This window comes from Nocardia sp. NPDC051756, from assembly GCF_040681495.1.
Classification (GTDB): Bacteria; Actinomycetota; Actinomycetes; order Mycobacteriales; family Mycobacteriaceae; genus Nocardia.
The window spans coordinates 348312-368502 of sequence record NZ_JBFAYV010000005.1 but is presented as its reverse complement, the minus strand read 5'-3'; the positions used below and the strand labels follow the sequence as shown (position 1 = coordinate 368502).

The following is a 20191-nucleotide window of genomic DNA, read 5'->3' as shown; positions in this document are numbered from 1 at the left end:
CCCGAATGCCCCGCGAGCTCGAAGACCTGCCCTACGCGCGCCACCTCGCGGCCTGGGAGGGCGAGCTCGAGCCCGAAGGCGACTACGACTGCGTGCACCTCGACGGCGCCGAACTCGACGACGTCGAACTTCAGAACGCCCGCTTCAGCGAATCCGCGCTTACCTCGATGGCGTTCAACCGAGGCAGCCTGCGGCACACCAGGTTCGTCGACGTCTGGCTGCGCAACGTCCGCTGGATCGGCACCGAACTCGCCGATACCGGTTGGCAGGACGGCGAGGTCATCGCCGGCGCCATGTCCGGCGTCGATCTGGCCGGCTCCCGGCTGCGCCGCGTCCGTTTCGAAGGCTGCAAATTCGACTCCGTCAACTTCCGCACCGCCCAACTGCGCGACGTCACCTTCGTCGAATGTGTCCTGCGCGACTGCGATTTCGGCGACGCCACCCTCACCAACGTCACCTTCCCGGGCTCGACCCTGGAAAGCATGATCATGAACCGAGTAAAACTCACCAAGGTAGACCTCCGCGGCGCCCGAGCCCTCGACATCACCGACGGCCTCGACTCCCTCCGCGGCGCCACCATAGACAACGGCCAACTCATGGAACTGGCCCCCGCCCTCGCCCGCCACCTCGGCCTCCTGGTCCGAAACTCCTGATGACCTGGGGGATCGCACGTTTCCCGGTGCTCGATTGCTAATGTTTCGCTGAGCGTCGAGTTCGATCGTCTGGCTCCGAGCAGCGAGGAGACCGACCCGTGCAAGCTCTGCGAATACCGGCTCTGGTCGTCGTCCCGGTGACCGCGGCGGCGCTGCTGGTCGGCGGATGCTCCGATGCCGAGTTCGAATATCCGGGCACCGGTCAGCGGGACGCGTTCTACGCCCAACCGGTCGAGTGGCTACCCTGCGTGGAAAGTGAACCGAGCGACTGGTTCCCGGACATACGCGCGGACGACCGTACGTGTGCTCGCATACTCGCCCCGTTGAGCTATCACGCGGCCGGCCGGCTGGCTCCCGATACGGGGTTGACGGTCTCCCTCGCCGTCGCGCGGCAACCCGCCGAGGCGGAGAAACACGGCACCTTGCTGCTGATCAGCGGTGGCCCCGGCGGACCCGGTCTATCGATGCTGGACATGGCGCTCCCGGAACAGATCCGCCGGCACTACGACATCGTCGCCTACGACCCGCGCGGCGTCGGTCGTTCGACGCCGCAGATCAGGTGCGACCCCACGGACATCGACCCCACGCGGGAACAGGATTCGGTGGCGGCAACCGAGGCGTCGCGGCGCGATTTCGTCTACTCGTGCATGCGCGGCACCGCCGCGGAAGTGTTGGCGCACATCGGTTCCGACGAGGCGGCCGAGGACATCGACATCCTGCGTGGCGTACTCGGCGAGCCGCAGCTGAATATCCTTGCGGCGTCCTACGGTACGCAGGTCGCCGCGATGTACATCGACCGCTACCCGAACGGCTATCGCGCCGCCGTGCTCGACGGCGTCGTCGATGTCACCGAGAACAGCACCCAGATGTACGTAGGCCAGGAGAAGGGTTACCAGGAGACCTTCGATCGGGTGGCCGTCTTCTGCGCCGGCCGGTATCGCGCGGAAGGGCACCCGGAATGCCCACTCGGCGACGATCCGGCCCAGGCGGAGAACGTCTTTCGCGGCGTTCTGCGCGACGCGAAGGACCACCCGGTCGCCGCCGGCGCAGCGCAGGCGGTGGAGCCGGGCGACATCCTGAAAGCATTGGTCGCGAGCTACCTCTGGCCCGAAGGCTGGGCACCGTATCTCGATGCCCTCGGCGCGGTCCGGCACGGCGACGGCGCACCGATGCGCGTACTGGCCGACGCGGAGACCGGCCTCAATTATTGGACCTCGGGCATGGAAGACAATGCGCTCGTGGCGATCACCTGCGCCGACGTCGCGGAGCCGACCGACGATCGGGCCGCGCGACAAGCCGACGGGGCGGCCATGTACGACGCCGCGACCTTCGACGACTACGCCCCGCGTCCCGCCGAATTCCCGCTCGACACTTGCGATTTCTGGCCGTTCGCGGGAACGGCCAAGGCCTTCCGGCCGCATCGCGGAGACAGTTCGGCGCCGGTACTGTTCGTCGGCACCAGGCACGACCCGACCACTCCGCTGCGCAACGCCGAGCGCATGGCGGACTATCTCGACAGCCCGCTGCTGACCCGCGAGGGTGACGGACACACCTTCGTCTTCAATGACGTGAACCAGTGCATCGACGACCTCGTCGTGCGCTATCTCGGCGACCCGTTCTCGGCCCGAAATGCGGTGTGCCAGTAGCGGTCAAGCGCCTGCGCGGGTGATTGTGGTGGCTATGCCGTCGAGGATGATGTTCAGGCCGAATTCGAAGTCGTCTCGGGTGGGGTCGGGGGTGGGGGGTGGGGATTCGAAGAGGTCGGAGGTGAAGAGGGCGGCGGCGTCGGGGAAGCGGGCGGGGTCGACCAGGCGGGCCATGTGGCGGGCGTAGTTGCGGTTGGTTTCGGGTTCGTCGAGACCGGTTGCGCGCCTGCCTTGTTCGAGTTGCTGGGCGAGGAGGTCGGCTTGGCGGACGTAGCCGCTGACGACCATGACGATGCCGACCTTCGCGCCCGCGTCGAGGCCGGTGGGGCGCAGGGCGCGTAGGCCCGCGTCCATCCAGCCGATGGCGCTCGGGCCGCTGGGTGGGCCGGAGATGGGGAGTTGGGTCAGCCAGGGGCGCTGCCGGTGTATGGACCAGAGGGCGCAGGCCCACTCGCGCAGCGCCGGACGCCAATCATCCACGGGGGCAAGGAAATCCGGGGGAGGGCCGGTGGCGGCGTCGCCCATGAGGACGAGCAGTTCTTCCTTCGAACCGATGTGGCGATAGAGCGACATCGGTGTGACGCCGAGGGTTTCGGCGATCTTCGGCAAGGTGGCGCCGGACAGCCCGTCGCGGTCGGCCAGTTGCACGGCGGTGCGCACGACCTGCTCGACATCGAGCCCGGCGGGCCGGCCGAGGCGCGCACCGGTGGGCAGTCGCCACAGGCGGACCAGCTCGTTCGGCGGGGTGTCGTCGACCATCGTGCGGTTCGCCTCCTCAGCGCTTGTGTCCGAACGGCGGGAAGATTAGCATGCGCCTTATAGTATAAGAGATATACTAAAGAGGAAAGAGCCTGGTCGCGCGTCGAGCGGTAGGCGGATCAGTGAAAGCGAGAGTCCATGGACAGCACCGTCATCAGACGAACCACCGGCACGGCAGGCCTGGCCGCCACGATCCTGATGCTCGTCGAGCTACCGCTCTACTTCGTCTACGCCGGCCCGCCGCCGGACTGGAATATCCTCACCCGCAGCATGTTCGGGCTCATCGGCAACGTCCTGCTGATGGTGTTCATGATCGGACTGCCGCAGCTGCTGAAGGAGCGCGGCCCGGAGTACGCGTGGATCGGGTCGATCAGCGCGGCCGCGGGCCTGATCTGGCTCACCGTCACCAGCGTCGCCACCTGCCTCGAGGTCGGCGCGGCCATCGCCGCACCCGACCCGATCGATCCGACCATCGCGGTGACCGGCACCTACCTGCTCTACGGTTCGCTGTCGAAGCTGCTGATCGCGTTGTTCCTGGTCGCCTTCGGCTGCGCGATCGCGGGCACCGCGCTGCTGCCGCGCTGGACGATGTGGACCGCCTTCGGCCTGGCCGCCATCCACCTGCTCTTCGTGCCGTCCCTGTTCTGCGGGAACGACCCGGCGAACTTCTACGCTGCCAACGGCTGGGGCACCACGGCGTCCACCGGCGGCCTGACCATTCTCTGGCTGCTCGCGGTGAGCGGCACGCTGCTGCGCACCCCGAAGCCACGGACTACTTGAGCGGCAGCGCCTGATTCATCCCGCCGACCTCGGTGACCTGCCACCCGGAATGCTGGTCGACCGTCACCGTGTAGGTGGCGGTCACCTGTCCGGCCTGCGGGTTCTGCACATTCGAGATGGTCAGGCTCACGAACGCGTTCACCGTGTACACGCCGTTGTTCCGCGCGGTGACCTTGGCCGCCACCGGCGTCGCGGTCGAGGTCCACTTCAGCGGGAGGAGCAGCTCGCCCATCTTCGGGCCGACCGTCTCGAACTTGCCGGCCAGCGCGGGCGCGGTATTGGCCCTCAACTTACCGATCCAGGTGTTGATGTCGGCGTAGTTGATGGTCGACGCACCGACGGCGTAATCGATGGCGACCTGCTCGGCGTGCCGATCGTCGGCCGCCGCGGCCCGGTCCCCGGCCAGCTCGCCGCGGGCGCGCACCAGGAAGATCGACAGCACGATCACCGCCAGGACGAGCACCGTGATCACCGCACCGCGGATGAGTGTGGGAATCTCGATGCTCACCGACCGCCCCTGGGCGGAAGGCGTTGGCGCGGTGCCGGATTCGACGGTCTTGGTCAGCTGTGGCATGGTGGCCGCTCCTATTTGACGGTGATCTGCAAGTTCAGCGCGCCGTCCGGGCTGGTGGCGTGCAGGGCCTGGGAGATGAGGTCGCCGAGGTCGATTCCGTGCACCAACCCGGTGGTCGTGGCGACCAACGGCTCGAACACCGGCAGCAGCGTCCGCAGGTCCGGCCCGAGTCGATTGATCTTCGCGGCGATTTCCTTCAGCAGCGGGATCAGGCCGATCACGTCGTCGGTGTCGGCGAGATAGTCGCCCGGAATGTCACCCGAGCGGGCGATGCGCGCGATCGAGTCGGCCACTTGCGCGACCCGCGGCCCGAATTCGGCCCACGGCCCCGATGCCTGCTCCAATTCGTTTCCAGCCCAGGTCAACTCGGTAGCACGCGATTGCATGGCGACGAGCATCTCGCGGATCACGTCGGTGCGACTGAGCAGCGTGGCCGCGAGCAGATCGGTGGACCGGGACAGCTGCGGAATGACGGATTCGGTTCCCGCGAAACCTTTTTCGAACGTCTCGACGATGCCCGCGATCGCCTGCGGATCGAGCTGCTCGAGCAGCCGCGTCGCGGTGCGCGCGACTTCGGGGATCGAGACCGGCTTTGCCACGGTCGTCGCATCGACCCGCTGCCCGTCCTGGAGGTACGGCCCGCCCGCCGCGGTCGGCCGGAACTCCAGATACGGCTCGCCGAGCCCCGAAAGCGCCTCTATCCGGGCCGAACTCGCGATCGGCACCCGGTACTCGGCGTCGAACCGGAACGCCACCTCGACCGACCGCCCCTGGTGCGCCACCGACGTCACCTGGCCGATCTCGATGCCGGACAACAGCACCTTGGATCGCGGAATGAGCCCGCCGGAGTCCGCGAGCAGCATGGTCGCCGCGGTGCTGTCGCGGAACCAATCGACCCGCACCACACCGAAGGTGAGATACGAACTGACCACGACCAGGATTACGCCGATCGAGCCCAGCGATGCGATCGAGCCCAGCTGCCTGCCTGCGAAACTCATCGGACGACTCCGATCATCCGCAGCGCGTCGAGCATTCGCGCCACCTGTTCGTCGGTATCCATCGGGTTCGCCGCCCCCTCGATCTCGACGCGAGTGACATTGATCTTCGGCCCCCGCTCGGCGAACGGAATCACCTTGTCCCGCAACAGCGCGACCACCCGATTGAGATTCGACGGTGCGTTCAGATCCAGTGGACGACCCGTGAACAGCAGCGGCACCAGCGCTTTGGCCGTTGCGTCACCGGCCTCCAGCAGCGGCGCCAGCCACTGCACCGCGTGCCCGATGACGCCGAGCCCGCCGACGATGCCCAGCGTCAACACCAGCGACTGCGCGTCCGCCGGGATCTCCACGGCGCCGCGCTCGCTGAGCAATGCGTCCAGCTGGGTCGGATTGTCCAGCACCGCACCGAGATCCCGCTCGATCGCGTCCAGCATCCGATCCACCGACCCCGTGTCGGCGGCGACATCCTGGGCGTCCCGGCCGAGCGCCGCGAAGATCCGCGCGGTCTCCGCCGGCTGCTCCGGCAGCACCGCGTTCACCCGGTTGACTATGTCCTGGGCCTGTTGCAGCGCGCCGCCGCCGACGAAGGTCGACATGCCGGCCAGCAGGTCTTCCACCTGGAGCGCGGCCTTGGTCTGGCGCAGCGGAATGATGCCGCCGTCGGGGATCATCTCGGCGGATCCCGTTGGCGCAGTGGTGAGTCCGATGTAGATATCGCCGAGAAAGGTGTTCTGCCGAAGCTGCGCCGTGGTGGCGGCCGGCAACCGCACCGAGTTCGAGATCTCGACGATCGCGTCGACGCGGCCGCTGCTGGTCGCGGTCGGGTCCACCACGTGCACCGAGCGCAGGCTGCCGATCTGCGCGCCATTGGCCACCACTTTCGCCTGGGTGGGCAGGTTGAGCGCACTGGCGAGCTCGATCCGCACCTGATACGTCGGCCCGGACACGGAGGCGCCCGGCACCGGCACCGTGGCGGGATCGAACGCGCAACCTGAGGCGGTCAGCAGCACCGCGGCCGCGACGACCCCGGACCGGAGAATGGAGCTGATCATCGCGCACCCACCGAACCCAGGACCATCGGCACGAGATTCGTTGCGGTGAGCCCGTTCTCGGGATGGCACCAACCGGGGTTCACCGCATTGATCACTCCGCAGATCTGATCCGCCTGCTCCTGCGGCAGCGCCACTCTCGGCGCCGCATAGGTGATCTGCGGCCAGCCGGTCGCCGGGTCGATGGACTGCTGGAAGGCGCCCACGATCGAGGGGATCATGTTCACGACCTGTTGCAGCGAACCGACATTCGCGGCCAGCAGCCGCAACCCGGGCGCCGCGCCGTCGAGCGCGCCGAGCAGCGGCCTGCCGTAGTCCCGGGCGAGGCGGTTGAGCCAGGGCAGCAGCACGAGCAGCGAATCGGCGATCTGCACGACCCGGCCCCACAGATCGTTGATGAACGCGATACCCGTATTGGCACGCACCAATACCGTCGCGATGTCATCCCAGTTGATCGAGATACTCGCCGTGATCGAGGCGAACGCGTCGATCAGGCGCCCGATATTGCCGATCGCCGCATCCGGCTGGCGTAGCGCCGTGGCCAGATCCTTGATCAGTGCGTTGAGCCGCGGTCCGGTATCGGCGGTCGCCGTGCGAAACGCGTTGACCCCGTCCCGGATCCGGGTCTGCTCCGCCGGATTGTCACCACCACCGAGCTGGGATGCCAGCTGGGCGAAGCCATCCAGGGTCTGGCTGATGCTCTTCGGCGTGAAGGTCTTGGTCAGGCAACGGCTCCGGTCCCAGTCGGCCAGCGCCGTCGGCTCGCCGAAGACCGCCAGGGTGCGGTCGGCGACCAGGCTGTCCGACAGGGTGGTCGCCGTCGGCTGCCCGCGCAGCGGATGCTCGGCCAGCACCTCGAAGTCGACCCGCACGGCGGTGCCCTCCGGCCGGATCGCGGTGACCGTGCCGACCGGAATGCCGAGGGTGGTCACCTGATTACCGGTGTACAGGCCGACCGCGTCCGGCATCAGCGCGCAGTAGCTCAGCGTCTTCTTGTTCGGTTCGAACGCGATGAGATAGCCCGCGACCGCGACGACGGCGAGCACCAGCGCGCCGACGACGGTCACGAAACCCGGTGCGGCCAGCAGACGTTTCATCAGCACGCCCGTCCCGGCACCGGCACGCACAGCCGCGGCGTCAGCGCCGCCTGATCGATCGCGACCCCGTCGTGTCCGGCCGTCGCCGCGACCAGGCGATCGCGCAGCTCGCGCCAGGCCGGAATCGCGACATCCAATTGCGCGCCCAGTTCGGACAGCTGCGGTAGCGTCTCGCGCAGCTTGCCGGCCAGCGGCTCCAGCACTTCCCGCGACGACGGTTCCAGCGCGGCGAGCCGGGACAGCAGCTGCGCGGTGATCCGCAGCGCCACTTCGATTTCCGCCCGCTTGTCCAGCCCGGTGACCATCAGCATCCCGATCTGCCGGACGAACTCGCCGACCAGCGACTTGTTCTGATCGATGGTGCCGAGGAACTCGGTCATCACGGTCAGCGCCCGCGACACCTCGCTGTTCTGGCGATTCAGGATGTCCACGAACGACTGCACCGCACCGCCCATCTGTCGCAGCGCGTCCGGACTCTGATCGAGCGAATCCTGGAGGGCAGCCAGGTTTTTCCGCAACGTCGCACCGTCCACCTCGCGGGTGGGCTGCGCCGCGTCCTGCAAGGTGCGGATCAGGCTGTAGGGCAATCGGGAACGATCGATCGGGATGGCCTTGTCGCCGAGCGGCTTCGACCCCGCCGGGAACAGCGCCACATAGTGACCGCCGACCGCGGTGAGCATGCGCAACTCCAAAGACGTTGCTTCACCGAGGAACACGCCCCGCTTGACGGTGAAACTCATGCGCACCCGATCCGGCTTCAACTCCAGCCCGGTCACGGCGCCGACGGTGATCCCGGCGACCCGCACCTGATCGCCCACCTTCACCGACTGCGCCTCGGCCAATTCGGCCGTGTAGGTGGACTTTCCGATCGGCACGATATAGATCGCCGCGGTGATCAACAGCAGCACCGCGACGAACGCGGCCCCCGATACGCCGAGGCGTAATTCGCGCCGATCCTTGGCGGCCTCGTGCCGATCGACGTGATCCGGAATCAGCTTGTGCAGCAGGTCGGTCGGCTTCACCCGTTGCATATCGTCACCCGCTGCCCGGCGATCAGCACCTGCATCACCTCGGGGAGTTCGGCGGCACCCTTCGAACACGTCAGGTTCACCTCGTTCGCCGCGGCGCCCGCGGGCGGCAGCGCCGCGCTCAGTGCTTGCAGCAGTCCGGGCAGCCTGCCGAGTGTGTCCAGCGCCGCCTGCGGGTCCGGAAACAGCAGGCGCAGATCGGTCATCAGATCCGGATTGGTGTTCTCGGTGAAGCCCAGGGTGTCCATCAGGCTGTTGAGCGGCCCGAGCGCGGACGGTGCGACGGCGGCGAAATCCAGCAGCCCGTCCAGCTTTTCGCGGAACGCGGTGAACACGTCCGCGATGCCGCGCAGCAGCGTCACCAGATGCGGTGAGCGGCCGCCGATCTGGCTGGAGATAGTACTGAGATTGGCCACGATCGTGCTGATCACCGCCTGCCGGTCGCCGGCGAATCGGCTGAGCTTGTCCAGGGATTCCAGCGCGGGCCCGATGCCGGAACCGTTGCCGTCGATCACAGCCAGGACGTTCTCGGTGAACTGGTTCAGCGCGCCGGGGGAGAACTGGGCGATGACCGGCTGCAACCCGTTGAACAGCTGGGTGACGTCGAAGGACGGAATCGTATTCGCCTCGGCGATGGTCGTTTCCGGCCGCAGCCGGGTGGCGGGCCGGTCCGGCTGCTTGATGTCGACATAGCGCTGCCCGGTCAGCGATTGATACCGGATGGCCAGCACGCTGGTGTCGTAGACCGGCCGATCCCGCTGCAAGGAGAACCGGACCACCGCCGTCGCGCCGTCGAGGTCGATCGCGGTGACCTTGCCGACCTGCACGCCGAACACTCGCACGTCATCGCCGGTCTTCAAGCCGCTCACGTCGGTGAATCGCGCACGGAAGCTGTCGGTGTCGCTGCCGATCGGCCGGGTGATCGCCTGCGCGACCACCACCAGCAGCACGATCATCGCGACGGCGAAGACGCTGAGCCGCAGCGCAATCGAGCGGATGGGCAACTGCTTCATCGAGCACCCCCGGGACCCGGCTGGCCGAACAGCGGCCCCGCGAGCGCAGGCATGCCGCGCAGCACCACCGCCACGTTCACCGCGGGCCCCTCCGGCGTATCGGCGAACATCCGGTTCAGCCGGTCGATCAGCGCGCCGGCCTCGGCCTGCGACCGTTGCGGATCGGGCACCGTCGCCGCCATTGCCGCCAACAGCGGCGTGAGCATCGTGGTGGCGCCGGAGAGCTGGCCGCGCGCCGCGGCGCCGACCTCGCCGACCGCCGGGAACACGTCGTTGACCACCATGCCGATGAACGCGTCGTACTTCGGCCGATCGTGCACGAACACGTCGATATTCAGGATCGCGTCCAGCAGCCGGAAGGTCGCCGAGGTGAACGTCCCGATCCCGCCGAACAGCGACGCGTACTGATCGAGCAGGTACGGCGTCGGATACCGCTGGGTGTCCGCGACCACGCGATTGAGCGTGACGATCGCCTCCAGCAGCGGCGTGAAGGCATGCAGGTCGCCGTTGAACCGGGTGATCAACTCGGTGAGTTTGGGCGTGAGCACCTCGGTGGAGGTGCCGGTGAGCGAGCGCAGCAGGCTGCCCATCGTCACATCGGTCACCTTGCCGGCATTGCGGCCGGCCAGATCGACCACCGCACCCTCGCGCAGCGCGCCGCCGCCGTCCGCTCGGCGCAGGGTGAGCGCGCTGATCCCGAACAGGTTGTCCGGCGCGTAGTCGACGGTGAAGGCATCGGTGAGCGAGGCGGTTTCGGCGCGATCGAGATCCAGGGTGATCAGCTGCCGCCCCTGCTCCGCGCCGGTGATCGTCGCGATCTCGCCGACCGCCACGCCGTCCATCCGCACCTTGGTGCCCGGGATGACCCCTTCGCCGATCTGCTCGGTATGCAATTGGATGCGTACGCGGCTGGGGTCCGCGTCGTCGAAAACCCCACGCCAGCCCAGTGTTACGAGGGTGGCGGTGACCATCGCGACCGCGCCGAGGACGAGCGAGCCACGACGAGTCATGGGCACGCCGGGCATGCTGTAGTTCGGCATCAGCTCACCCCGGGAATTCGATGGCGGAGTTGACGCCCCACAGCAGCACCGACAGCACCATGTCCAGCCCGACGATCGCGACGAAGCTGGCCCGCACCGCCCGACCCGACGCGATGCCGACGCCCTCGGGCCCGCCGGAGGCGAAAAACCCGTAGTAGCAATGGATCAGGATCACCGCGACACCGAAGACCAGGATCTTCACCACCGCGGCCAGCACGTCGTAGCCGCTGGTGAACTGGAAGAAGTAGTGGTCGTACACGCCGCCGGACTGGCCGTGCAGCAGCACCACCACCGTCGAGCAGGCCACATAGCTGAGCACCAGCGCGATCAGGAACGTCGGCACGATCGCCACCGCCCCGGCGATCACCCGCGTGGTCACGACGAATGGAATCGACCGCAGCCCAAGGGATTCCAGCGCGTCGATCTCTTCAGAGATGCGCATCGAGCCGATCTCCGCGGTCATCCGGCAGCCGGCCTGCGCGGCGAACCCGACCGCCGCCGCGATCGGCGCGAGCTCCCTGGTGTTCGCGAACGCGGACACCACGCCGGTCACCGGCCCGAGTCCGAGCAGATCCAGCGCCGCGAACGACTGGATGCCGACCCCCGCGCCCATCGCGATGCCGAGCACCACCAGCATCGGCACCGTCCCGCCGCCGACCAGCACGGACCCGCGGCCCCAGGTCATGTCGGTGATGGTGCGCATGGTCTGCGCCCGGTAGCGGCGCAGCGTGAGCGGGATGGCCCAGAGCGCCTGGAAGACGAAGCCGAGCATGAACCCGGTGGTCTCGATCGGCGCGAACACCCGGCCCGGTTGCCGGACAACGCGATACGCCCAGCCCAGGCCCTTCGGGGTATACGGTGTCGCGGTCATCACGCCACCCGCAGCGGCAGGAACATCGCCACCACCTGGGTGATCACCAGGTTCACCAGGATGATCCCGGCGACCGACACCACCACCGCGGCGTTCACCCCGTCGGCCACCCCGCGCGGCCCGCCCTTGGCCTCGAGCCCGCGCTGGCAGGCGACGATCACCACGAGGAAGCCGAACAGCATCGCCTTGGCCAGCGAGATCCACACGTCGGCCAGCACGGAGAAGGACCCGAAGGTCGCCCAGTAGCTGCCGGGCGTCACGTTCTGCGCGCCGATCGCGACCGCGTACCCGGAGACGATGCCGACGAAGATGATCAGGATGTTCAGCAGCGGCGCGACCAGCAGCATGGCCGTCACCCGCGGAATGACCAGGCGATGCACCGGGCTGATCCCCATGGTGCGCAGCGCGTCGATCTCCTCGCGCACGGTGCGCGCGCCGAGGTCGGCGGCGATCGCGGAAGCGCCTGCGCCGCCGAGCAACAGCCCGGTGGCGATCGGCGCACCCTGCTGGATCACCCCGAGGCCACCCGCCGCACCGATCATCGAGTCGGCGCCTAGTTGATGAATCAGATTGCCCACCTGCACCGAAACAACCACACCGAACGGAATGGCCATCAGCACCGCGGGTATCGCGGTGACGGTGATCAGATACCAGGCCTGGCGCAGCATTTCCGACCACTGGAAGCGCAGGCCGAGCACGTCGGTCACGGTGCCGCGCACCGATTCCAGGCCGAGGTCCACCGCCCGCCCGAACGTGCGCAGGCTGGAAAGCACGGTGCCGGTGAGGTTTTCCCGAATGATCTGCCCGGCCGAGGTGGAATCCGCCGGCTCCGCGAGCGGGGGAGCGCCCTTCATCAATCCTCCTACCGCCTTGTATACGGATTCGTACACAAGGTCTCTCCGCGCGGTAGGTCGCTCCGGCGGAGTTGCTCGTAGCTCAGCTGGCCAGGGTGTTGACAGTTTCGACAACCGCATCGGCGAGGTCGCGTGATCGTGCGCCGACAGATGCGGCCGGTTGCCCAACTGTGATCCGCCCCACCAACGCTCGGCAAACGGTAGCACCGGTTTTGCTCGAGTACAACAGTGTCAATTTCACTGCCGGACTTGCTCTCAGCACGTAGTATCCGACCTTCGACCAGTCGTGCCCGGCTTCCGATACCGCCGTCGCAGTTATAGCCGATGCGTACACTGGCGCCACGGATCGCCGGTGCACAGACCGCTGATCATCGATCGAGCACCGCAGGAGGAGACCGTGTCGGCGCGACGCGAGCGCATCCTCGATGCGGCGCGGGGGGTCATCGTCCGGGAGGGCTACGCGAGCGTCAGCATGCACGCGATCGCGCGCGCCGCAGGAGTCACGCGGCCCACGCTCTACGCCGAATTCGGTGACCGTGACGAGGTTTTCGCGGCGCTGCTGGACCGGGAGCGGGCCCGGGTGGTCGAGATGGCCGCCACCGCGCTGCCGATGGTGCCCCCCGGCGGCGATCCCGCCGACATAGCGGTGGAGGTGTCGGTGGCCGCCGTCGACGTCTACCTGGACCTCGTGCTGTCCGCGCCGGAGACCTGGCAGCTGGTCCTGATGCCCGGTGACGGCCTGCCGCCCGCGGCACGCGACCGAATCGAGCACGGCAAGAACGAGATTCGACAGCAGACGGCGGCGGCGATCGGCGCGGTGGCGGCGTTGCGCGGGCGGGTGGTCGACGCGGAGCTGCTGAGCTACGCGGTGACCAGCGCCAGCGAGACCGGCGCCCGGCTGGCGCTCGCCGACCACGGCGCGCAACGCGAAGCGGTGGCGCGAACCCTACGCTGGATGGTGCGCCGGATGACCGAAGCGGCGCTCGCGATGGAGGCGTAGTGGTCCGGCCGAGCACGAAATCCGAAGGGCCACAGCGCCGCCGCTACGCCAAGCGGCTCGCGCCCGCCGATCGCAAGGAACAACTGCTCGACGCCGCGCTGGCGCTCATCGGCGAGCGTGGCTTCGCCGACGTCAGCATCGCCGCGGTCGCGGAGCGCGGCGGCGTCACCCGCCCGGTGGTCTACGACTCGTTCGCCGGCCGCGACGACCTGCTGCACGAGCTGATCGAACGGGAGAGCGCCCGCCTGCGCGCGGCCGTGGACCGATCGATGGCGGGCATCGAATCGACTGCGCCGCACGAGGATCGGGGCGAGATGCTGGCCGCGGCGCTGGCCCGATTCCTGGCCGAGGTGCGGGCCGTGCCCGACAGCTGGCGACTGATCTACTTCCCGATCGACGGCGTCCCGGCCGTCCTCCGGGAGCGCCTGGAACAGGCCCGCGACGACCTGCGCGCCCCGCTGAGTTGCACGCTCGGGCAATGGCTTTCCGGCAAGCGCGGCGCCGAGGAGGTCGATGTCGACGTTCTGGTCCGCGTCATCCAGGGCATCATCCACACCGCCGCCCAACTGGTGCTCGACGACCCGGACCGATTCGACATCGACCGCATCATCACCATGCTGAAGGAAATGCTGCTGCGCGCTCCATGAGTAGTTTGTCGTTTCGCACCACAGATCGCCCGCGCATTGATAGATTTCGCCAAGCCGTCCGGTACGGCGAATTCGATGAGGAATGCGAGTACATGTTCGACCGGGAATTTCGCCGCAGCACTGCCAGCGTTCGCGTGCTGATCGCGCTCGCCGAAGAGCGTGGAATGTCCATTACGGAATGCCTGTCCGGCACCGGGCTGTCGGCCACCGATATCGAGTGCACGGCCCGGCAAGAACTACTGGTCGTGCGTAATCTGGTCGGCCGCTTCGGCGGCGAAGCGGCACTCGGCGCGGAAGCGGGGCGCAGAGCCGATATTCCGCTGTCCGGCCCCTGGGGCCTCGCCCTGCTCAGCAGCCGGACCAGGCGGGACGCGATCGATGTAATGATGCGTTATCTCGACCGCGCGCTCGTTTCCGGCCGGTTCCTCGCCGAGGAATCCGCGGGCGTGCTGCGATTGCGGTTCGACGATTCCGAATGCCCGCCGGACCTGCGCGTATTTCTCGCCGAGCGAATCATCGCCGGTCTCGGCACAATCGGCGGCGCGCTGTTCGATACCGGAATTCCACCCGCCCGAATCGAATTCCGCCGACCGGCGCCGGGCGACCTCGACCGGTATCACGAGATCTACGGCGCCGAACCGATTTTCGGCGCGGAGACCGACACGGTGTCGTTCGACGGCCGCTGTCTCGACCTGCCGGTGCCGCCCACGAATGAACGCGCGCGCAGTGTGTGCGCGCAGCTGTGCCGCGATCTGCTGGATCGGCATCGCACCCGCTCCGGCGTCGCGGGCGCGGTCCGCGATCTGCTCGTTCGCAACCCCGGCGACATCCCCGACCAGATCGCGGTCGCCAACGAGCTGTTCATGAGTCCGCGCACGCTGTCCCGGCGGCTCAACGAAGAGGACGCGTCGTTCCGCGGCCTGCTCGACGAGGTCCGGCAGCTGATGTCGGAGCAACTACTCGCCTACACCGACCTGACCACCGAACAGGTCGCCGCCCGCCTCGGCTACGCCGAAGCCGCGTCGTTCATCCGCGCCTTCCGCCGCTGGAAAGGCTGCCCGCCGCAGGAGTTCCGGCTGCATGGGGGTCGCGCGTTCGCGTCGGCCCACGCGCCGGTCGCGGTGGGCGTCGGCGTGCACTGACCCGGGCGCGGGGAGTTCCAAGTGGAACGAAGCGGACCGCACGGTGTGTTGGGACTGGCAGACGGGCGGGATGCTGCAAGTATGCTGGCATGTCGATCAGCGCCCCGGTTGCGCCGAGTGTTCCCAAGACGATGCGGCAGGCCACGGTGCTGGCGGTCTGCTGCGCCGCCGTGGTGATGGCGAACGTGGACACCACCGCGGTCAACGTCGCGCTACCCGCGATCGGTCGTGGACTCGACGGTTCGGTGGCCGGCGCGCAGTGGGTGGTCGCCGCCTACACGCTGACCCTGGCCTGCCTGTTGACGCTGTCCGGGTCGCTGGCCGACCGAATCGGTCGGCGGACCATCTTCCAGCTCGGCCTGGCCATATTCGCCATGAGTTCGCTGGCCTGTAGTCTCGCGCCTTCGGTCGGCTGGCTCATCGCGTTCAGAGTGGTGCAGGCAATCGGCGGCTCGATGCTGACTCCGGTTGCGATGGCGATCATTTCGGCGGTGTTCACCGAGCCGGGGCAGCGGGTCCGGGCGATCGGGATCTGGAGCGGCTCGATCGGGATCGGCATGGCGGCCGGACCGGTGATCGGCGGATTCCTGGTCGACTCGATCGGCTGGGAATCGGTGTTCTGGATCAATGTGCCGATCGCGGCGGTCGCGCTGGCGCTCACCTTCCTGGTCGTTCCGCAGTCGAAATCCGAGCAGCCGCGCGCGCTCGATCCGCTCGGGCAGCTGCTGGTGATCGGCGTGCTCGGGCTGCTGGTGTTCGCGATTATCGAAGGGCCGCACCGGGGTTGGCTCGCGCCGGTGACGGTGGGCTGCTTCGCCGGCTCGGCGGCCTGCCTCGCCGCGCTGCTGCGCTACGCGCCGCGGCACCCGCATCCGCTGATCGATCTGCGGGTGTTCCGGTCGGCCCCGTTCACCGGCGCGTTCGTGATCGCCATCCTGGCGTTCGCCGCGCTGGGCGGGTTCCTGTTCCTGAATACGTTCTATCTGCAGGAGATTCGGCACGATTCGCCGCTGGCCGCCGGGCTCGCGCTGGTGCCGATGGCGGTGGCCATGTTCGTGTTCGGGCCGATGTCAGGCCGGATCGTCGCGCACCGCGGTGCGCGCAGCGCGTTGAGCGCCGGGGCCGTGCTGGCGACCGCCGCGGCGGCGGTGCTGACCGCGACGTTCGACGGCAGCGGAAACCTGTTGCTGCTCATCGGTTACGCGCTGTTCGGCGCGGGCATCGGCCTGATCTACACGCCGATCACGGCGACCGCGGTGGCCGGGCTGCCCGCCGCCCAGGCCGGGGTCGCGGCCAGCCTGGCAACCACGTCCCGGCAGATCGGTCAGTCGCTCGGCGTCGCGGTCATCGGCTCGCTGATCGCCAGCCATCCCGACGCCCTGACCTCGGCCGCGGCCTTCCGCCCGCCGGCCCATCTGGGCTGGCTGACCATCACCGGGCTGTGCTTCGCGGCCCTGATCGTCGCCCGAATCAGCACCGCCCCCAAGCTGGTTCGCGCCGACGTCTGAAACCATGATTGTCCACTACCTGGGCAATCGGTCGGCACACTGTTTCCTCCTCCCGTACTATCGCGATCGGATACACCGGCCGGGGAGATGTTAGGAGGACGGTGTGGGACCTCGCATCCGCAACGGGACCCTGTGGTTGCGACGCTTCGCCGGAACGACGCCGGGGGTGATCGCCGTCCTTGTCGTCGTTTCCGTCGTGCTGTGCCTGCTCGCCGGTTTCACCAGCGCAAACCAGATGAGCGGCAAGAGCGCGCGCCGGGACGTCGCGCTGCAACACACCGAGCCCCTCGCGTTCGCGGCGCAACGGCTCTACGTCGCGCTCTCGGCCGCGGACGCCGCCGCGGCGACCGCGTTCCTGGCCGTCGGCATCGAGGCGCCCGCGGTGCGCCAGCAGTATCAGCAGTCACTGGCCGATGCGGCCGCCGCACTGGCCGACGCCACCGCGGGCGCGTCCGACGAGCAGACCAGGCAGATCGTGGCCAGGATCGCCGCCGATCTGCCCGCCTATACCGGCCTGGTCGAGACGGCGCGGGCGAACAGCAGGCAGGGCTTCCCGGTGGGCTCGTCTTACCTGAGCGCGGCCTCGGAGGTGATGCAGAAGTCGTTGCTGCCCAACGCCGAACGGCTCACCGCCGACCGGTTCGCCGCCGTCCGTGCCGACCAGCAGGCCATCGCGAAACTGCCGTTGCTGAGCATCACGCTGATCGTCCTGGTGTTGCTCACCTGTGCGGTGGGCTCGTGGATTCTGTTGCGGCGCACCAACCGTCTGGCCAACCTCGGTGTGCTGGCCGCGGCGGGCGCGGCGGCGCTGGCGCTGCTGTGGGTGATCGCCGCGACGGGCCTCGCGGCCAATTCCCTGGACACCGGTCCGTCGGGGGCGAGCAAGCGCTTCGAAACCCTGGCGAACGCGCGCATCTCGGCACAGCAGGCGCGCACCGACGAGACGTTGCAGCTGATCACCCGCGGCGACATCGCGGCCGGTGAGGACTCCTACAACCGGCACAGCGCCGATCTGCGCGGCCGGCTCGGCGCCGTGGTCGGTCCGGATTCCGCTGCGGTACAACAGTTCACGAAGTGGTCGGCCGGACACCGGGCGCAGATCGAGGCGTACCAGTCGGCGAACTACCCGGCGGCGCTCGCGCAGGCGATCGGCACGACGCCGGATTCGTCGGCCACCCAATTCGCGGCGCTGGACCGTTCGTTGAACGACAACATCGCGCAGGCCCGCCGCGATCTGCGGGGCGGGCTGGAGACCGCGGGCAACGCGCTGATCCTCAGCCCGTTCGGCACGCTGGTATTGCTGGTGCTGGCCGCGGCCGCCGTGGTGACCGGCGTGTGGCCGCGGCTGAAGGAGTTCCTGTGAGTACACGTGGGCTGTTCGCCGCTCTCCTGGTCGGGGCGGCCGTGCTGGTGACGGGGTGCGGATCCGGCGAGCTGCCCCCGACGCACACCCTCGACGCGGTGAACCCGCAACCCGCGGGCGCGGCGGAGATCACCACACCGCCGCAGGCCGAAGGGGACGGAAACTGCGACACGGAGGCGACGCTGCGGCCCGGCGGGCTGCCGAACGTCGGTGCGATGCCCGCCGGTTCGTCGATGGCGGCGATCGTGGCGCGCGGCCGGTTGCGGGTCGGCGTCGACCAGAACACCTACCTGTTCGGCTTCCGCGATCCGGGCACCGGTCAGCTCCAGGGCTTCGACATCGACATCGCGCACGAGATCGCCCGCGCGCTGTTCGGCGACCCGAACCAGATCGAACTGCGCTCGGTGACCGCCGCCGAACGCATCCCCGCGCTGCGGGACAAGAAGGTCGACATGATCGTGCGCACCTTCTCGGCGACCTGCGAGCGGCGCAAGGAGGTCGACTTCTCCGCCGTGTACTACCGTGCCGCGCAACGCATCCTGGCGCCGCGCGAGTCCGGCATCCGCTCCGGCGACGACCTGGCGGGCAAGCGGGTCTGCGTGGCCCGCGGCACCACCGCCCCCGCGCCGCTGTTCGCGCTGCCCAAGCGGCCCACCGTGATCGGCGTGACCACCTGGACCGACTGCCTGGTCGCGCTGCAACAGGGACAGGTGGACGCGATCAGCGGCGACGACCCGATCCTGTTCGGCCTGGTCGCCCAGGACCACAACTTCGAGGTGGTCGGCCAGCCGGTCGGCACCGGCGCGTACGCGGTTGGCATGTCCAAGGGCAGCGACGATCTGGTCCGCTTCGTCAACGGAGTGCTCGAGCGGATGCGCTCCGACGGCACCTGGAAGCGGATCTCCGCGGCCCAGCTCGGTGCGCTCGGGCAGGCGCAGGATCCGCCCGAGCCCCGGTACGTGGGATGAGTTCGATCAGCATGCAACCGCTCACGCTCATCGAGATCGACCGCGAATTGGCCAGGCGCGCAAGCGAAGCCGATTCGATCGTGGCCACCCTGCTGGAGCTGGACAAGCATCCGGGGCTGGAGCTGGTGCGCCGCTTCCCGCCGTCCGGGGTGACCGAGGCGCGCTGGCTACCCGTCCGCGACGCGCTCGCGCTGATGTGGGAGGACTTCGGCCGGATGCGCGCCATCCTGGATTCGGCGAGCGCCGTGCGCGGCACCCGCGGCCGGCTCGACGACGGCCAGCGCGCGGAACTGACCGAGCTGCTGCGCGGCCGGCCGCACGAAGTGTCGCGCACCCCGATTCCGCTGGCCGAGCGTTCGCTGACCGGTCCGAGCGAACACGTGCTGTTCGTCGGCCTCGCCGATACGCTGGATCGCATGCGGGCGACCTTCCCGGTGATCGCCGAATTCCTCGACGCGGTGGACAAGGTGAACACCCGCGTGATGTCGGGGCTCGCGCCATTGCAGGACAAGCTGGACAAGGCCGGGGCGGTGACGCCGGAGCTGCGCGCGATCAGCGACGGCATCGCCGATCTGCTGAGTCGCTCGGCCACCGATCCGCTCGCCCTGACCACGGCCGAGATCGATGCGCGCCTCGCCGAGCTTGCCGGCGCCATGCGCAGGGAGGCGGCCGTGCTCGCCGAACTCGCCGCGGTAGCCGCGAATTGGCCCGCCGCGATCGCGAGCGCACACCAGCGCCTGGACGCGTTGCAGGCGACCCGGGAGCGAGCCAGGCAGGCTCGGATAGCGGTCGAGCAGACCATCGTGTCCGGTCCGCTGCCGATCCTCGCGGAGGACATCGGCCTCTATCGCGCGCAGCTGGACGCCATCCCGGCCGATCCCGGTGCGGTAGCGGTGCTCCTGGAACTCGGCCGCCGCATCGATACCGCGAGCGCGGACGCGGCCGCCGCGGAGAACCTGGCCCAGGGCCTGCTGGACCGGCGCGGTGAACTGCGCGGGCGGCTGGCCGCCTACCAGGCCAAGGCCGCGCGGCTCGGGGTCGGCGAGGACCGCGATCTGCTCGCCTCCTATCAGATCGCCGCCGGGCTGCTCGCGCGCACGCCGTGCGATCTGGCGGCGGTCACCCGCGCCGTCGCCGACTACCAGCACATCATCGCGGAGAAATCGGGGAGGCGACCGTGAGGACATGCACCGAACCCGGC

Annotated in this window: 20 protein-coding genes; 10 read left to right on the top strand and 10 right to left on the bottom strand. The window is 68.7% G+C overall.

What is annotated here, in order from left to right:
* Positions 1-5: 5 nt before the first annotated feature.
* Both AB0M22_RS23710 and AB0M22_RS23705 read left to right on the top strand, forming a co-directional pair.
* Positions 6-653: a pentapeptide repeat-containing protein gene (locus AB0M22_RS23710; RefSeq protein WP_364730690.1), complete on the top strand. Its 648-nt coding sequence runs from the start codon at positions 6-8 to the stop codon at positions 651-653.
* Positions 654-751: 98 nt separating this feature from the next.
* Positions 752-2299: an alpha/beta hydrolase gene (locus AB0M22_RS23705; protein WP_364730687.1), complete on the top strand. Its 1548-nt coding sequence runs from the start codon at positions 752-754 to the stop codon at positions 2297-2299.
* 3 nt (positions 2300-2302) lie between these two features.
* Here AB0M22_RS23705 and AB0M22_RS23700 read toward each other — a convergent pair whose 3' ends face one another.
* Positions 2303-3058, bottom strand: coding sequence for a TetR/AcrR family transcriptional regulator (locus tag AB0M22_RS23700; RefSeq protein ID WP_364730684.1), 756 nt, complete (start codon positions 3056-3058; stop codon positions 2303-2305).
* 138 nt (positions 3059-3196) lie between these two features.
* Between AB0M22_RS23700 and AB0M22_RS23695 the strand changes: the two genes are divergently transcribed.
* A complete protein-coding gene (locus tag AB0M22_RS23695; protein ID WP_364730682.1) occupies positions 3197-3838 on the top strand; it encodes a hypothetical protein in 642 nt (213 codons plus the stop codon).
* Here AB0M22_RS23695 and AB0M22_RS23690 read toward each other — a convergent pair.
* The 9 genes from AB0M22_RS23690 to AB0M22_RS23650 are packed head-to-tail and all read right to left on the bottom strand — an operon-like array spanning position 3831 to position 12362.
* Positions 3831-4412, bottom strand: coding sequence for a hypothetical protein (locus AB0M22_RS23690; protein WP_364730680.1), 582 nt, complete (start codon positions 4410-4412; stop codon positions 3831-3833). The genes AB0M22_RS23695 and AB0M22_RS23690 overlap by 8 nt on opposite strands.
* An 11-nt stretch (positions 4413-4423) precedes the next feature.
* Complete coding sequence (locus tag AB0M22_RS23685; RefSeq protein ID WP_364730678.1) at positions 4424-5410, bottom strand: MlaD family protein; 987 nt, start codon at positions 5408-5410, stop codon at positions 4424-4426.
* A complete protein-coding gene (locus tag AB0M22_RS23680) occupies positions 5407-6462 on the bottom strand; it encodes an MlaD family protein (protein ID WP_364730675.1) in 1056 nt (351 codons plus the stop codon). The genes AB0M22_RS23685 and AB0M22_RS23680 overlap by 4 nt, the downstream gene beginning before the upstream one ends.
* The gene (locus AB0M22_RS23675) at positions 6459-7556 is read right to left on the bottom strand and encodes an MlaD family protein (RefSeq protein ID WP_364730672.1); all 1098 of its coding nucleotides are present in this window, start codon (positions 7554-7556) and stop codon (positions 6459-6461) included. The genes AB0M22_RS23680 and AB0M22_RS23675 overlap by 4 nt, the downstream gene beginning before the upstream one ends.
* Positions 7556-8587: an MlaD family protein gene (locus AB0M22_RS23670; RefSeq protein ID WP_364730669.1), complete on the bottom strand. Its 1032-nt coding sequence runs from the start codon at positions 8585-8587 to the stop codon at positions 7556-7558. The genes AB0M22_RS23675 and AB0M22_RS23670 overlap by 1 nt, the downstream gene beginning before the upstream one ends.
* The gene (locus tag AB0M22_RS23665; RefSeq protein WP_364730666.1) at positions 8575-9597 is read right to left on the bottom strand and encodes an MCE family protein; all 1023 of its coding nucleotides are present in this window, start codon (positions 9595-9597) and stop codon (positions 8575-8577) included. Before AB0M22_RS23665 ends, AB0M22_RS23670 begins: the two co-directional genes overlap by 13 nt.
* On the bottom strand, positions 9594-10637 hold the full coding sequence (locus AB0M22_RS23660) for a mammalian cell entry protein (protein WP_364730663.1): 1044 nt from the start codon (positions 10635-10637) through the stop codon (positions 9594-9596). Before AB0M22_RS23660 ends, AB0M22_RS23665 begins: the two co-directional genes overlap by 4 nt.
* 4 nt (positions 10638-10641) lie before the next feature.
* The gene (locus AB0M22_RS23655; protein ID WP_364730661.1) at positions 10642-11508 is read right to left on the bottom strand and encodes an ABC transporter permease; all 867 of its coding nucleotides are present in this window, start codon (positions 11506-11508) and stop codon (positions 10642-10644) included.
* On the bottom strand, positions 11508-12362 hold the full coding sequence (locus AB0M22_RS23650) for an ABC transporter permease (protein WP_364730658.1): 855 nt from the start codon (positions 12360-12362) through the stop codon (positions 11508-11510). The genes AB0M22_RS23655 and AB0M22_RS23650 overlap by 1 nt, the downstream gene beginning before the upstream one ends.
* A 352-nt stretch (positions 12363-12714) precedes the next feature.
* Here AB0M22_RS23650 and AB0M22_RS23645 point away from each other — a divergent pair, with 352 nt between their 5' ends.
* The 7 genes from AB0M22_RS23645 (at position 12715) to AB0M22_RS23615 (ending at position 20171) form a co-directional block, all read left to right on the top strand.
* A complete protein-coding gene (locus tag AB0M22_RS23645) occupies positions 12715-13362 on the top strand; it encodes a helix-turn-helix domain-containing protein (RefSeq protein ID WP_364730655.1) in 648 nt (215 codons plus the stop codon).
* Complete coding sequence (locus AB0M22_RS23640; protein ID WP_364730653.1) at positions 13362-14009, top strand: helix-turn-helix domain-containing protein; 648 nt, start codon at positions 13362-13364, stop codon at positions 14007-14009. The genes AB0M22_RS23645 and AB0M22_RS23640 overlap by 1 nt, the downstream gene beginning before the upstream one ends.
* A gap of 92 nt (positions 14010-14101) precedes the next feature.
* Complete coding sequence (locus AB0M22_RS23635) at positions 14102-15151, top strand: AraC family transcriptional regulator (protein ID WP_364730651.1); 1050 nt, start codon at positions 14102-14104, stop codon at positions 15149-15151.
* A gap of 89 nt (positions 15152-15240) precedes the next feature.
* On the top strand, positions 15241-16659 hold the full coding sequence (locus AB0M22_RS23630; RefSeq protein WP_364730647.1) for an MFS transporter: 1419 nt from the start codon (positions 15241-15243) through the stop codon (positions 16657-16659).
* A gap of 103 nt (positions 16660-16762) precedes the next feature.
* A complete protein-coding gene (locus AB0M22_RS23625) occupies positions 16763-18022 on the top strand; it encodes a hypothetical protein (protein ID WP_364730644.1) in 1260 nt (419 codons plus the stop codon).
* Complete coding sequence (locus AB0M22_RS23620; RefSeq protein ID WP_364730641.1) at positions 18019-18990, top strand: glutamate ABC transporter substrate-binding protein; 972 nt, start codon at positions 18019-18021, stop codon at positions 18988-18990. Before AB0M22_RS23625 ends, AB0M22_RS23620 begins: the two co-directional genes overlap by 4 nt.
* A complete protein-coding gene (locus AB0M22_RS23615; RefSeq protein ID WP_364730638.1) occupies positions 18987-20171 on the top strand; it encodes a hypothetical protein in 1185 nt (394 codons plus the stop codon). The genes AB0M22_RS23620 and AB0M22_RS23615 overlap by 4 nt, the downstream gene beginning before the upstream one ends.
* Positions 20172-20191 lie beyond the last annotated feature (20 nt).